The sequence below is a fragment of the Actinoplanes sp. 13 genome (assembly GCF_056134165.1).
Genome location: NZ_JBVYOQ010000039.1, coordinates 13,686 through 26,761, shown reverse-complemented (window position 1 = coordinate 26,761; position 13,076 = coordinate 13,686). Strand labels below are relative to the sequence as shown.

The window sequence follows — 13,076 nt, the reverse complement described above, 5'->3', positions numbered from 1 at the left end:
AAAGGCGCGCCGGTGACCCAGGCTCTTCCCCCGTACGAGGTCGGGCGGCTGGCCGGAGCGGTCCTCGACTCCGTCGGCACCGTGGTGGTCGGCAAGCGGGAGTCGCTGGAACTCGTGCTGGCCGGCATCCTGGCCGGCGGGCACGTGCTGTTGGAGGACCTGCCCGGTCTCGGCAAGACGCTGACCGCCCGGTGCTTCGCCCAGGCGCTCGGCCTGGACTTCCGCCGTCTGCAGTTCACCCCCGACCTGCTGCCCGCCGACGTCACCGGCTCCTTCCTCTATGACCAGCGCAAGGGCGACTTCGCGTTCCGGGCCGGCCCGGTCTTCACCAACATGCTGCTGGCCGACGAGATCAACCGGACCCCGCCGAAGACCCAATCCGCGCTGCTCGAGGCGATGCAGGAGAAGCAGGTTTCGGTCGAGGGCGTGACCTACCGCCTGGACCCGCCGTTCCACGTGCTGGCGACCGCCAACCCGATCGAGTACGAGGGGACGTACCCGCTGCCCGAGGCGCAGCTGGACCGGTTCATGCTGCGGGTGTCGTTCGGCTATCCGACCGCCGAGGAGGAGTGGGACGTGCTGCGCCGCCGCATGTCGCGGCGGCACGAGGAGGCCCAGCTCGCTCCGGTGGTGAACGCGCAGACCCTGCAGCAGATGCAGGCCGCGCTGGAGGAGGTGGCGGTGGAGGACTCGATCGGCCGCTACATCGTCTCGCTGACCTCGGCCACCCGTGAGCACGGCGCGGTGCTGGTCGGCTCGTCGCCCCGTGGCTCGCTCGCACTGCTGCTGCTGGCCCGGGCCCGGGCCGCGATGGCCGGCCGTGACTACGTGGTGCCGGAGGACGTCAAGGACGTCGCGGTGCCGGCTCTGGCGCACCGGATCACGCTGCGCCCGGAGATGTGGCTGCGCCAGGTGAACCCGTCGTTCGTGGTCCAGGAGGTGCTCACCGCGGTGCCCGCGCCGGCCAGCGGCGCGCTCCCCTCGTACGCGCGGCATGACTGAACCGACACCGCAGGTCTGGGCGCCGACCCGGGCGCTCGGCCGGGCGGTGCTGCTGACCGGCCTGTTGCTGCTGCTCGGGGTGGCGCTGGGCCGGGTCGACCTGGTGCTGCTGGCCGCGCCGTTCGCGATCGGGGCGGCCCTGCACCTGCGCCGCATCCCGCGGTCCGCGCCCGAGGTCACGATCACCACCGGCGAGGAACACGTCGTCGAGGGCGGCGAGGTCGAGGCGGGGCTGACGGTCGCCAACCCGGAGGCGGTGGGGTACGACCTGGTGGTGGTCCGCACCCGGACCTCACCGTGGCTGCGCCTCGAGCAGGCCGACCGGCCGTTCGCGATCAACGTCCCGTCCGACGGGTGGGCCGCGATCGACCTGCCCGGCGAGGCGCTGCGCTGGGGCCGGCAGGACGTCGGCCCGGCCGCCGCCCGCGCGGTGGCCTGCGGCGGGCTGCTCGCGTCCCGCCCGATGGTCACCCCGGCCCGCGGCGTCCGTGTCTATCCGGTCACCGAGCCGTTCAACGCGACCGAGGCGATGCCCGCGGCGGCCGGCCTGGTCGGCGCGCACCGGTCCCGCCGTCCCGGCGAGGGTGGCGAGCTCGCCGGCGTGCGCCAGTTCGCACCCGGTGATCGCCTGCGCCGCATCGACTGGCGGGTCTCGCTGCGCACCCGTGATTTGCACGTGGCGTACACGCTGTCGGACCGCGACGCCGAGGTGCTGCTTCTGCTGGACCTGCTCGGTGAGGTCGGCCTTCCGGGTGGTGTCCGCGGCTCCGCCTCGGTGCTCGACACCACGGTCCGGGCGGCCGCCGCGGTCGCCGAGCACTATCTGCACCGCGGCGACCGGGTGTCGCTGCTCGAGTTCGGCGCCGGGGCCCGCCGGCTGCGCGCCGCCTCCGGCCGCCGGCAATACCTCACCGTCCTGGAATGGCTGCTCGACGTGCGTGCCGATCCGGCCGAGGCGGCGGATTACGAGAACCATCTCCCGGTGCATCACATCTCGTCGTCCGCGCTGGTGGTCGTGCTGACCCCGCTGGTCGACCCGCGCGCCGCCGACATGCTGGCCCAGCTCACCCGGTCCGGCCGCTACACGGTGGCGGTGGACACGCTGCCGCCGGACGCCGCCCCGCCGGTGCGCAACCAGTGGACCCCGCTGGCGACCCGGCTCTGGCGCCTGGAGCGGGAGAACGTGCTGGGCCGGCTGCGTGAGCACGGCGTGCCGGTGGTGTCCTGGGCCGGCGCCGGCAGCCTGGACCTGGTGTTGCGTGACGTGGCCCGGATGGCCTCCGCGCCGAGGGGGCGCTGACGTGCTGATCGCGATCTCCCGCCGGGTGGACCGGCTGCGCACCGCGGCCCGGCGGGTCACTCCCATCCCGGTGCTGGTCCGTCTCGGCGTGCTGCTCGCCGGTCTGCTGGCCATGGCGGTGGCCTGGCCGCCGTTGCTGCTCGGCAGCCGCTACTTCGTCGTGCTGGTCCTGGTCGCGATCTGGCCCGCGGTGTCCCCGCGTGGCCGGGGCGGGACCGCCGCCGCCCTGCTCGCGATCGGCGGCTGGATCGTCGACACGGCCGGGTACGACACCCAGGTCGAGCTCTGGCGGGTGCTCGCGCTGGCGAGTCTGCTCTATCTCGCGCACACCCTGACCGCGCTCGCCGCCGTCCTGCCGTACGACGCGATGGTCAACCTGGACGTGCCCGGGCTGTGGCTGGGCCGGGCCGGCGGCGTGATCCTGATCTCCGCGGTGCTGATCGTGCTCGCGCTGGGGCTCACCGCCGATCTCGAGGGTGACGCCTTCCAGCTCGCCACCCTGGTCGGCCTGGCCGCGGCCGTGGGAGTGACGCTGGTCCTGGCGCATACGGTGCGAAGGCGATAAAAAACCCGACCAAACTGTGCCTTACGACACTTGACTTTCATGGTTGCGATGGTCACAGAACAACGCATAAAAAGGCTCGGACGCGCGACAATAGACGCGTGAATCCGCCGCGCATCGTCGTCGTTGGAGCAGGTCACGTCGGGTTGTACACCGCACTGCGCCTGTCCAAGAAGCTGAACCGGAATCGGGCCGAGGTCGTCGTCATCGACCCTGTTCCGCACATGACTTACCAGCCGTTCCTGCCTGAGGCGGCGGCCGGTAGCATCTCGCCGCGACACGCTGTGGTGCCGCTGCGCCGGGAGTTGAAGAAGTGCCGGATCGTCTCCGGCGAGGTCACCCGGATCGAGCACGCCCGCAAGACCGTCACCGTCCAGCCGATCGACGGCCCGGCCTACGAGATGGAGTACGACCACATCATCGTGGCGCCCGGCTCCGTCTCGCGGACCCTGCCGATTCCCGGCCTGAGCGACATGGGTATCGGGCTCAAGACCATCGGTGAGGCCATCTACCTGCGCAACCACATCCTCGACCGGCTGGACGTCGCCGCGGCGACGCCCGACGAGGAGGTGCGCAAGGCGTCGCTCAACTTCGTCTTCGTCGGTGGTGGCTTCGCCGGCATCGAGGCGCTCGCCGAGATGCAGGACGTGGTCTCCGACGCGCTGAAGTACTACCCGGAGCTGGACCCGAAGGAGGTCCACTTCATCCTGGTCGAGGCGACCAACCGGATCCTGCCCGAGGTCGGCCCCGAGATGGGCGCGTACGCGGCCCGGCAGCTGGCCTCCCGCGGCGTGGACCTGCGCCTGGAGACCCGGCTGGAGTCCTGCGTCGACGGCCGGATCGTGCTCTCCGACGGGGACACCTTCCGCGCCGAGACCCTGGTCTGGACGGCCGGCGTCAAGCCGTCGCCGATGCTGGAGCAGACCGACCTGCCCCGCGGCCCGCGCGGGCACGTCAACTGCCTGCCCACCCTCCAGGTCGCCTCGCTCGACGGTGAGGTCTGGGAGGGCGCCTGGGCCGCCGGTGACTGCGCGCAGGTCCCCGACCTGACCAACCCGGGTGGCTGGTGCTCGCCGAGCGCCCAGCACGCCGTCCGGCAGGCCGCGGTGCTCGCCGACAACATCCGCCAGGTCGTTCTCGGTGGCGCGCCGAAGGAGTACAAGCACAAGTACGCGGGCAGCGTCGCCGGGCTCGGCATCAACAAGGGCGTCGCGCACGTCTACGGCATCAAGCTCAAGGGTTACCCGGCGTGGCTCATGCACCGGCTGTACCACGTGAGCCGGATCCCGTCGACGAACCGCAAGGTCAAGGTGCTCGCCGACTGGGGGCTGGCCTTCCTGTTCAAGCGGGAGACCGTGGCACTCGGCCAGCTGCACCACCCGCGTGAGGAGTTCACCGAGGTCACGCCGCCGGTGAAGGCGCCGGCCGCCGACAAGGTGGGCGCCGGCTCCCGCTGACGAGAGCCATGGCCGATTCCGTCCCCCGGGCGGCACCCGCTACGGTGTTCGCAGGCCCGCCCGGGTGGTGGAATGGCAGACACGGCCGCCTTAAAAGCGGCTGCCTGACAAGGCGTGCGGGTTCGAGACCCGCCCCGGGCACCGCCTCTCGCGGCCGCGGCGTGCAGCCGCGGCCGCGATATTGTTCACACCAGCTGTGACCTGCGCCTACGCGAAGCACTTTCAGCCTGCTCACAGCAATGGGGTACGGCAGGATGAGCATCTTGCGCTTACTCTTGAGCGACAGGCACTGCGCCTTATCTCAAGGGAGGCTGGAAACAGTGAAGACTTCTAACCCGGTGCTCTCGCGACTCGGCCAGGCGGCCGAGCGGGAGCGGGCGGCCGGGTACGGGCCCCACGGCCAGGCCGGTCAGCCGGGTTACGGCCAGCCGGGCTACGGCCAGCCGGGCTACGGCCAGCCGGCATACGGCGAGCCTTACCCGACGGCGTCGGGCTACCCTGCCTCTCCGCCGGCCGTCCGACCGATGACCATCGACGACGTCGTGGTCAAGACGGTGATGCTGCTGGGCATCACCGGCATCTCGGCCGTCGCCGCGTGGAACCTGATTCCGGACAGCCTGATCGGCCCCGCCTGGATCGGCGCCGCCCTGACCGGCCTCGTGCTCGGTCTGGTCATCTCCTTCATGCGGATGGCCAACCCGGTGCTCGTGGTGGCCTACGCCGTCATCGAGGGCGTCTTCGTCGGCATGGTGAGCAAGTACTTCACCGTCGTCGCCGGCTTCGAGGGCATCGTCCTGCAGGCGGTGGTCGCCACCTTCGGCGTCTTCTTCCTGATGGCCATGCTGTACAAGGCCCGGGTCATCCGGGCCACGCCGAAGTTCACCAAGGCCCTGATCGCGATCATGGGTGGCCTCTTCGCGGTCATGCTGATCAACCTGGTGCTGGCGCTCTTCGGCGTCAACACCGGCCTTCGTGACGCCGGTGCGCTGGGCTACATCTTCAGCATCGTCTGCATCGTGGTGGCCTCGTTGAGCTTCATCCTGAACTTCAACGAGGTCGAGGAGGGCGTGCGGATGGGTCTTCCGCAGCGCTACTCCTGGACCGCCGCGTTCGGCATCCTGGTGGGTCTCATCTGGCTGTACATCGAGATCCTCCGGCTGCTGTCGTTCTTCCAGGGCGACGACTGACCGCTCGTCACGTCGTCACCCCTACAACGCTCGGTCCGTCTCCCCACGGACCGGGCGTTGTCCCGTTCCTGAGCACTCTGCCGGCCTGACCACTCTGCTGGCGTGAGCACACTGCTCGCCGCAGTGCCGGGCCGGCTTCAGTACTCTTGCTCCGTGCCGGACTTCGCAACCTCGATCGACCGCCTGCTGAACCTGGTGCACCACTGGGCGGAGACCCGCTGGTCGGCCCCCTCCGGCGCGGGTAGCCGGGCCGAGATGGTGCACACCCTGGTACAGCGACTGGCGGACCTGGGCGCCGAGGCCGAGCAGCGCCCTTCCCGGCCGGTGCCCCGGGCACACCACCTGGTCCTGCCGGATCAGCTCCGGGTGATGGCCGACGACATCCTGGCCGCGAAGCCGTCCGGCGAGCTGTTGGCCCGCGCGACCGCGGAGGTCGACCGCGTCCGCGCGGCGCTGAGCTGACGCCTCCACCCGGTCGTTGTCCCGCTCAGCCTCGGCGCACCGGCCGTTGTCCCGACCCGCCTTCGATCCTCGGATCCCGCCTCCGCGGCGCGCGGGCTGCCGCCCTGGATCTGCGGGCTGTCGCCCTGGATCTGCGGGCTGCCGCCTTCGATCCGCGGGCGTCCAGGCTTTCGATCCGCGAGCTCTGGGCTTTCGTTCTGCGAGCGCTCGGCGTTACCGCAGCGGCAGGTTGAGCGCCGTCAGACCCTCCACCGGCCGGAATCCGGCGGCGGCATAGAGAGCCAGCGCCGGGCCGTTCTCCGGCTCTGTCTGCAGCGAGACCCGGGTGGCGCCCGCGGCGCGGGCAGCCGCGATGACGTGGTCCAGCAGGGCGCGAGCGGCCCCGGCACGCCGGTGGTCCGGGTGCACGAACAGATCGCGTACGTGCCAGGCGGCACCCAGCCGGAGCGAGGCGGGCATGACAGCGGTCGTTATCAGCCCGCCCACCCGGTCACCGATGATCGCCGCGGACAGTCGGAGTCGCTCAGCGCTGAGCTGTTCGGTCAGCCAGGCCCGCGTGCGTTCCCGGTCGGACGTCTCGCCGTAGTGCACCCGGTAGTCGTCAAAGAGCGCCACTGTCTGCCCGAACGCGACGTCCTCGGCACCGAGAGCCTGAATCCGCACGCTGACTCCTTTCCGGCGGCTGGTCCCTGGAGCCGTCCCGCCTCGGTGCAGCGCTGGGAGCCGGGGCTGTCCGGACCGAAGGGTCGGGGGTTCGGGCGCAACCGCTTACGCAGGCCGCCCGGTGCGGCCCGCGTTCTGGACGCGTCAGCGGCCAGCGGTCGTGCCGGGCCCTCGGCGTGAGCGACGGTCCGGGCCACCCACCCGCTACGACATCCTGCTCTTGACCTTGATGGGATGACGGCCCGGCACAGGGAGCGTGCCGGGCCGGTCGCTCAGCTGAGGCGTTCGAGCAGCAGGGCCATGCCCTGGCCGCCGCCGACGCACATGGTCTCCAGGCCGATGGTCTTGTCGTGCCAGTCGAGGGAGTTGAGCAGCGTGCCGGTGATGCGCGCGCCGGTCATGCCGAAGGGGTGGCCGATGGCGATGGCGCCGCCGTTGACGTTGAGCTTCTCCAGGGGGATGCCGAGATCGGAGTAGGAGGGGATGACCTGGGCCGCGAAGGCCTCGTTGATCTCGACGAGGTCGACGTCGTCGATGGTCATGCCGGCGCGGCGGAGGGCCTGCTTGGAGGCCTCGACGGGGCCGTAACCCATGATCTCCGGGGAGAGCGCGGTGACGCCGGTGGAGATGATCCGGGCGAGCGGGGTGATGCCGAGCTCGCGGGCCTTGGTGTCGCTCATGACGACGACCGCGGCGGCGCCGTCGTTGAGCGGGCAGCAGTTGCCGGCGGTGACCCGGCCGTCCGGGCGGAACACCGGCTTGAGCTGGGAGACCGCTTCGAGGGAGACGCCGGGGCGGGGACCGTCGTCCTTCGACACCACAGTGCCGTCGGGCAGGGTGACCGGGGTGATCTCGCGGTCCCAGAAGCCGTTGGCGATGGCCTTCTCGGCCAGGTTCTGGCTGCGCACGCCGAACTCGTCCATCTCCTCGCGGGAGACGTTCTTGATCTGGGCGAGGTTCTCCGCGGTCTGGCCCATGGTGATGTAGATGTCCGGGACGGCGCCGTCCTCGCGGGGGTCGTGCCAGGTCTTGCCGCCCTCGGCGTACGACGCGGTGCGGGCCTGGGCGTCGGCGAAGTACGGGTTCTGCCAGCCGCCGCCGACCAGTTCCTGCGCGGCCGAGGGTAGGCCGTCGGAGCTGCCGCGGGCGAAACGGGAGACGGTCTCGACGCCGGCCGAGACGAAGATGTCGCCCTCGCCCGCCTTGATCGCGTGGAACGCCATCCGGGTGGTCTGCAGCGACGAGGAGCAGTACCGGGTGATCGTGGCACCGGGCAGGCCGTCCAGGCCCAGCTTGGTGGCGATCACGCGGGCCATGTTGAAGCCCTGTTCGCCGCCGGGCAGACCGCAGCCGAGGTAGAGGTCCTCGATGAGGGTGCGGTCGAGCTGCGGCACCTTGTTCAGGGCGGCGTCCACGATCGTGGTGGCGAGGTCGTCGGGACGCAGATCCTTCAGCGAACCCTTGTGGGCGCGTCCGATGGGGGAGCGGGCAGTGGCGACGATGACAGCTTCCGGCATGTGCCCAGTTTACTTACCGGTAACATGGTCGGAAGTGCAGATTTGTCACAGGCTCTCGGAGCCGCTCATCGCTGCCTTGGCGACTGCCGGATAGAGCGCGTGCGCCCACACCCGATAACCGTCGGCGGACGGGTGGAAGCCGTCGTAACAGAGCGTCCCGGCGTCGGCTCGGAAGACCGCCCCGGTCTCGGCGGCCAGGTCCACCACCACCCCGCCGGCTTCGGTGACGGCTTTGGCCTGCGCTTTCGCCAACCGGCGGCCGAACATCCCGGCAAACTGCCGCAGCGGCGGCGCCATCGAGCGGGAGGCGCCGAGATCCGGGCAGGTGCCGACGACCACCCGCACGCCGGCCGAGCGCAGCCGGCGCACGGCCTGGCCGAGATCACCGGCGGCCTCCTCGGGGCTGCGGGCGGCAGCGGCGTCGTACGACCCGATGAGCACCACGGCGACGTCCGGGCGGTCACCGAGCAGGGCGCGGGCCACCTGGGTGGCGAGGTCGCTGGACCGGGAGCCGGCGACACCGACGCTGGAGAGCAGGACGTGCCGCGGGCCGGTGTCCGGGGAGCCGTCGGCGAGCAGCTGGGCCAGCTGGCCGCCGACCGTGTCGGAGAGCCACTCGACGCCCACCCCGACAGCCGCCGAGTCGCCGAGCAGCACCAGGCGCAGCGGAGGTGCCGAGGTCGGGCCCATCGACGTGCGCAGGGCGAGGCCCATGGTGGGTTTCGCGTACCGCCGGGCCTTGGCGGCGAGCAGCTCGCCCGCGAGCAGGGCGGCGCCACCGACCGCACCGGCCAGCAGGCTCGTGGCCGCGGCCCTGGTCAGTCGTTCCGGCAGTCCAGCCATGTCCCGCCTCCCCACATCAGCCGACTTGATGATCCTCTGGGTAATACCCTACGGCCCCGTCGTTCACCTGATCGCTAGGAATTTCGGTGCTCGGTTTCGAGCCGAACCAATGACGTGATTCACCGAACCAGGGGTGCCGGCGCAGCTGCGCCCACCTCCCGGCGGGACCGCGTTCGCGACCGCCGACCCGGGTCGGGCTGACCTCCGTGCCGGGGGCGCGGACCGCCTCGTCGGCCGCCTCGGGCAGGGTCCGGATCCCGTCGGCCACCGCCACGGCGGCGCGGTCGTCCTCGCCGAGGGCGGCCAGCACCGTCGGCATCATCACGGCCGCAGTGCGTGCGTACCCCTCCGCGGACGGATGAAAACGGTCCGACCCGAACATCCGGGCCGGGTCGGCTTCGAACATCGGGCCGAGCAGGTTGCCCAGCGACACGGTGCGTCCGCCGGCCTCGACCACGGCGACGGTCTGCGCGGCGGCCAGCTGCCGGCTCCACCGGCGGGCCAGCCAGCGCAACGGCGGCTTGATCGGCTTGATCGCGCCGATGTCCGGGCAGGTGCCGACCACGACGCGGCACCCGGCGGCGCGCAACCTGCGCACGGCGTCGGCCAGATGTCGTACGGCGGAGTCGCGTGCCGAAGCGTGCGTGACGTCGTTGCCGCCGATGAAGATGACCGCGATGTCCGGCCTGTACTCCAGGGCGGCGTCCACCTGATAGGGCAGGCCGGCCGAGATCGAGCCGACCACGGCGAGGCGGTGCAGGCGCACCGGGCGGCGCAGCCGGCGGGAGATGCCGGTGGCGAACAGCGCGCCGGGGGTCTCACGGGGACGGTGCACGCCGTAACCGGCCGCGATGGAGTCACCGAGGATCACCAGGTTGACGGGCCGGCCGTGGAATTTCGGCCCGTAGAGGCCGTCGCCGCGCGGCGGTGGCGCCTCGGCCATCGGGATCACCCGGCGGGCCTCTGCCGCCTGGCGCATCAGCAGCCCGACCGAGAACGCCGCCACCCCGGCGAGCGCCCCGGTGACCTGCCCGGCGACGCGTCCGGCCGCGACGACGCGCCGCCGGTCCGCTGCCGAGAAGGCTCGGATGCGTGCCGTCGTGCCGGCCCAATCGATGCTGCTCACGATCTCCCTCGTTGTCACCCGATCGGCGTTCGGAGGCTGGAATTCGAGGCTAACTCGTGATGGCGAGAGGCAATCATGGCGCGGCCAGGTCATGCTTGAGTGGCGGAGAGGGGAACAGACATGGCCAAAACGTTGAAACGTGCGGCGGCGTTCACGTCGCTCGCCCGGGCACTGGCGGCGGGCTCACGCGGTGGGCCGTCGGTCGCCCAGAGGCTCGGTGCGGTGCCTCGGATGATCGCTGCGACCACCCGTGGCCAGTACGACGGTGGGCTGCGGCTGGCATTGATGACGGCCGCGACCGTCTATGTGGTGTCGCCGATCGACGCGATCCCGGAGGCGTTCCTCTGGGTGGTCGGGCTGATCGACGACGCTGTCATGGTGACCTGGCTGGCCGGCGCGGTGCTGGCCGAGACCGACCGGTTCCTGGAGTGGGAACGGACCAACGGCCGCCTGGTCGTAAAGTAAAGCGTGCGCTATTACGACAACGTAGTCGACTTGATCGGCAACACTCCGCTGGTCCGTCTGAACAGTGTGACCCAGGGCATCAGCGCCACCGTGCTGGCCAAGGTGGAATACATGAACCCTGGCGGTTCGGTCAAGGACCGGATCGCGCTCCGGATGGTGGAGGACGCCGAGAAGGCGGGCCTCCTCAAGCCGGGCGGCACCATCGTCGAGCCGACCAGTGGCAACACCGGCGTGGGGCTGGCCCTGGTGGCCCAGCAACGCGGTTACAAATGCGTCTTCGTCTGCCCGGACAAGGTCAGTGAGGACAAGCAGAACGTCCTGCGGGCGTACGGCGCCGATGTGGTGGTCTGCCCGACCGCCGTGGCGCCCGAGGACCCCCGCTCCTACTACAACGTCTCCGATCAACTGACCCGGGACATCCCCGGGGCGTGGAAGCCGGACCAGTACAGCAACCCGGCCAACCCGCGTTCGCACTACGAGCAGACCGGCCCGGAGCTCTGGGACCAGACCGGCGGCAAGATCACCCACTTCGTGGCGGGTGTCGGCACCGGCGGCACGATCAGCGGTGTCGGGCGCTACCTCAAGGAGCGGGGCCAGGTCCGGGTCGTCGGGGCGGACCCGGAGGGCTCGGTCTACTCCGGTGGCACCGGCCGGCCCTACCTCGTGGAGGGCGTCGGCGAGGACTTCTGGCCGACGGCGTACGACCGCTCTGTCACCGACGAGGTCATCGAGGTCAGCGACTCGGACTCGTTCGAGATGACCCGCCGGCTGGCCCGCGAGGAGGGCCTGCTCGTCGGTGGCTCCTGCGGGATGGCCGTGGTCGCGGCGCTGGAGGTGGCCCGCAAGGCCGGCCCTGACGACGTGATCGTGGTGCTGCTGCCGGACGGCGGCCGCGGGTACCTCTCGAAGATCTTCAACGACAAGTGGATGGCACGGTACGGCTTCCTGCACACCCAGGCGGGCACGCCGACCGTGGCCGACGCGCTGGCCGGCAAGGGCGCCGAGATCCCGCCGCTGATCCACGTCCACCCCACCGAGACGGTGCGCGATGCCATCGACTACATGCGGGAGTACGGCGTCAGCCAGCTTCCTGTGCTGAAGGCGGAGCCGCCCGTGGTGACCGGCGAGGTGGCCGGCTCGATCTCGGAGAAGGCGTTGCTGGACGCGCTGTTCACCGGCCAGGCGCACCTGCACGACACCATCGAGCGGCACATGGGCGACCCGCTGCCGATGATCGGCGGGGGCGAGCCGGTGGCCGAGGCGGTGGCGCTGCTGGAGAAGGGCGACGCCGCGATGGTGCTGGTCGACGGCAAGCCGGCGGGCGTGCTCACCCGCCAGGACCTGCTCGCGCACCTGTCCTAGGACCCGTCCTGCCGATCCCGTGCGACCGGGGTCGGCCGGGCGGCTCAGGCAGTCGGTGTGAGGTTGGGGTGCGAATCGCACCCGAACTTCACACACCTCAGGCGGTCAGGTGGCCGACCGCCTCCCAGGCCGGGTCCGGGGTGACCGTCAGGCTGATGCGGCCGTCCGGCCACGAGGCGATCAGCGGTTCCAGCGCGTGCGCGGCGGCCGGGCGTTCCGCGTAAAGGTGGGTGGTGCGGACGCCGCCGGTGGTCTCGTGCGCCACGACGACCGCGCCGTCGGCGTGCCGGCCGACGTGATCCTCCAGCGCGTGCAGGTCGGCGAGGGCCTCGGAGGTGGGAAACCCGTTGTCGTCCCGCCGCAGGTACGGCACATCCAGCCGGATGTGCAGGTCGTGACCGGGCCACCGGGCCGCCCGCAGCGGCGACTGGGCGAGCGCGATCAGCGGCTTGCCGTCCACCGTGCCGGACAGCGCCCGCCAGCGGGGCTCCCCGTCGGCCGGAGCGAGCGCGGCGACTGTCGCGGCCAGTTCCCGCCCGGTCAGCGTGGCGCCCGGCGTGGTGGCCGTCTCGATCCCGCCCACCCAGATCTCCACGCCGTCCTCGCCGAGCAGCCAGTCCAGCGCGAGGAAGGCGACCTGGTTGCGGGCGCCGTCCGGCATGGCCGGGAACACCGGGTGCCAGACCTGGACGTCCACGCAGTCGCGGTCCTCGTCGATCTCGGCGGTGAATCGCAGCTCGCCCAGGTCCAGTTCGTGCCCGGCGATCGACAGCCGGCCGTCGTCGAGAGCGCCGGGGCTGCCCTGCCGGGCGGCGGAATATCCGAACGTCGCGTCGGGTGGCGGCCCGGCGCGGCGCCAGCGTTCGGCCAGCGAGCGCAGCGCGGGGTCGCCGCCCGAACTGACCACCAGCAGATGCCGCGACGTGCCGCCGGCGGTGAACTCCCACTGCAGGTCCGGGTGAATCGCCGAGACCAGCGTGCCGATCTCGTCGACCAGCCGGTCCTCGCCGGCGCCGGCGATCTGCCGGGCGGCCCGGTCCCGGTTCGCCGCCCACCAGGTCCAGAACGCATCGATCGCGGCCGCCGGATCGGGCTTGCGCCTCCGCTTGAAGATCACCCCGGGACGGTAC

The 13,076-nt window shown here is 71.4% G+C and carries 13 protein-coding genes and 1 tRNA gene; 9 read left to right on the top strand and 5 right to left on the bottom strand.

Features of this window, described 5'->3' with window-relative positions; all coding sequences use genetic code 11:
• Positions 1–12 precede the first annotated feature (12 nt).
• From AC0NH5_RS39475 to AC0NH5_RS39445, 7 genes are all read left to right on the top strand, one after another.
• Complete coding sequence (locus AC0NH5_RS39475; protein WP_474412920.1) at positions 13–1,002, top strand: AAA family ATPase; 990 nt, start codon at positions 13–15, stop codon at positions 1,000–1,002.
• Positions 995–2,302, top strand: coding sequence for a DUF58 domain-containing protein (locus AC0NH5_RS39470; protein WP_474412918.1), 1,308 nt, complete (start codon positions 995–997; stop codon positions 2,300–2,302). The genes AC0NH5_RS39475 and AC0NH5_RS39470 overlap by 8 nt, the downstream gene beginning before the upstream one ends.
• 1 nt (position 2,303) lies before the next feature.
• Positions 2,304–2,867, top strand: a complete 564-nt coding sequence (locus AC0NH5_RS39465) for a hypothetical protein (RefSeq protein ID WP_474412916.1) — start codon at positions 2,304–2,306, stop codon at positions 2,865–2,867.
• A gap of 98 nt (positions 2,868–2,965) precedes the next feature.
• Positions 2,966–4,321, top strand: a complete 1,356-nt coding sequence (locus AC0NH5_RS39460; RefSeq protein WP_474412914.1) for an NAD(P)/FAD-dependent oxidoreductase — start codon at positions 2,966–2,968, stop codon at positions 4,319–4,321.
• Positions 4,322–4,379: 58 nt separating this feature from the next.
• Positions 4,380–4,462, top strand: a tRNA-Leu gene (locus AC0NH5_RS39455).
• Positions 4,463–4,641: 179 nt separating this feature from the next.
• Complete coding sequence (locus tag AC0NH5_RS39450) at positions 4,642–5,508, top strand: Bax inhibitor-1/YccA family protein (protein WP_474412912.1); 867 nt, start codon at positions 4,642–4,644, stop codon at positions 5,506–5,508.
• Between the two features lie 153 nt (positions 5,509–5,661).
• Entirely contained in the window at positions 5,662–5,970 is a 309-nt protein-coding gene (locus tag AC0NH5_RS39445; protein ID WP_474412910.1) for a hypothetical protein, read from the top strand.
• A gap of 213 nt (positions 5,971–6,183) precedes the next feature.
• Here AC0NH5_RS39445 and AC0NH5_RS39440 read toward each other — a convergent pair whose 3' ends face one another.
• The 4 genes from AC0NH5_RS39440 to AC0NH5_RS39425 all read right to left on the bottom strand — a co-directional run bounded on the left by AC0NH5_RS39440 (position 6,184) and on the right by AC0NH5_RS39425 (position 10,119).
• Complete coding sequence (locus tag AC0NH5_RS39440) at positions 6,184–6,633, bottom strand: GNAT family N-acetyltransferase (protein ID WP_474412908.1); 450 nt, start codon at positions 6,631–6,633, stop codon at positions 6,184–6,186.
• Between the two features lie 272 nt (positions 6,634–6,905).
• Entirely contained in the window at positions 6,906–8,150 is a 1,245-nt protein-coding gene (locus AC0NH5_RS39435; protein ID WP_474412906.1) for an acetyl-CoA C-acetyltransferase, read from the bottom strand.
• 45 nt (positions 8,151–8,195) lie between these two features.
• Positions 8,196–8,993 (bottom strand): SGNH/GDSL hydrolase family protein, encoded by a 798-nt coding sequence (locus AC0NH5_RS39430; RefSeq protein WP_474412904.1) that lies wholly within the window; start codon positions 8,991–8,993, stop codon positions 8,196–8,198.
• A gap of 16 nt (positions 8,994–9,009) precedes the next feature.
• Positions 9,010–10,119, bottom strand: coding sequence for an SGNH/GDSL hydrolase family protein (locus AC0NH5_RS39425; RefSeq protein ID WP_474412902.1), 1,110 nt, complete (start codon positions 10,117–10,119; stop codon positions 9,010–9,012).
• 120 nt (positions 10,120–10,239) lie between these two features.
• On the opposite strand from AC0NH5_RS39425, the gene AC0NH5_RS39420 reads away from it, so the two are divergent.
• Both AC0NH5_RS39420 and AC0NH5_RS39415 read left to right on the top strand, forming a co-directional pair.
• Positions 10,240–10,584: a YkvA family protein gene (locus AC0NH5_RS39420; protein ID WP_474412900.1), complete on the top strand. Its 345-nt coding sequence runs from the start codon at positions 10,240–10,242 to the stop codon at positions 10,582–10,584.
• Positions 10,585–10,587: 3 nt separating this feature from the next.
• Positions 10,588–11,946 (top strand): cystathionine beta-synthase, encoded by a 1,359-nt coding sequence (locus tag AC0NH5_RS39415; protein WP_474412898.1) that lies wholly within the window; start codon positions 10,588–10,590, stop codon positions 11,944–11,946.
• A gap of 97 nt (positions 11,947–12,043) precedes the next feature.
• Here the strand turns inward: AC0NH5_RS39415 and AC0NH5_RS39410 are convergent, their stop codons facing one another.
• The gene (locus AC0NH5_RS39410; RefSeq protein WP_474412896.1) at positions 12,044–13,063 is read right to left on the bottom strand and encodes a DUF695 domain-containing protein; all 1,020 of its coding nucleotides are present in this window, start codon (positions 13,061–13,063) and stop codon (positions 12,044–12,046) included.
• Between the last annotated feature and the right edge of the window lie 13 nt (positions 13,064–13,076).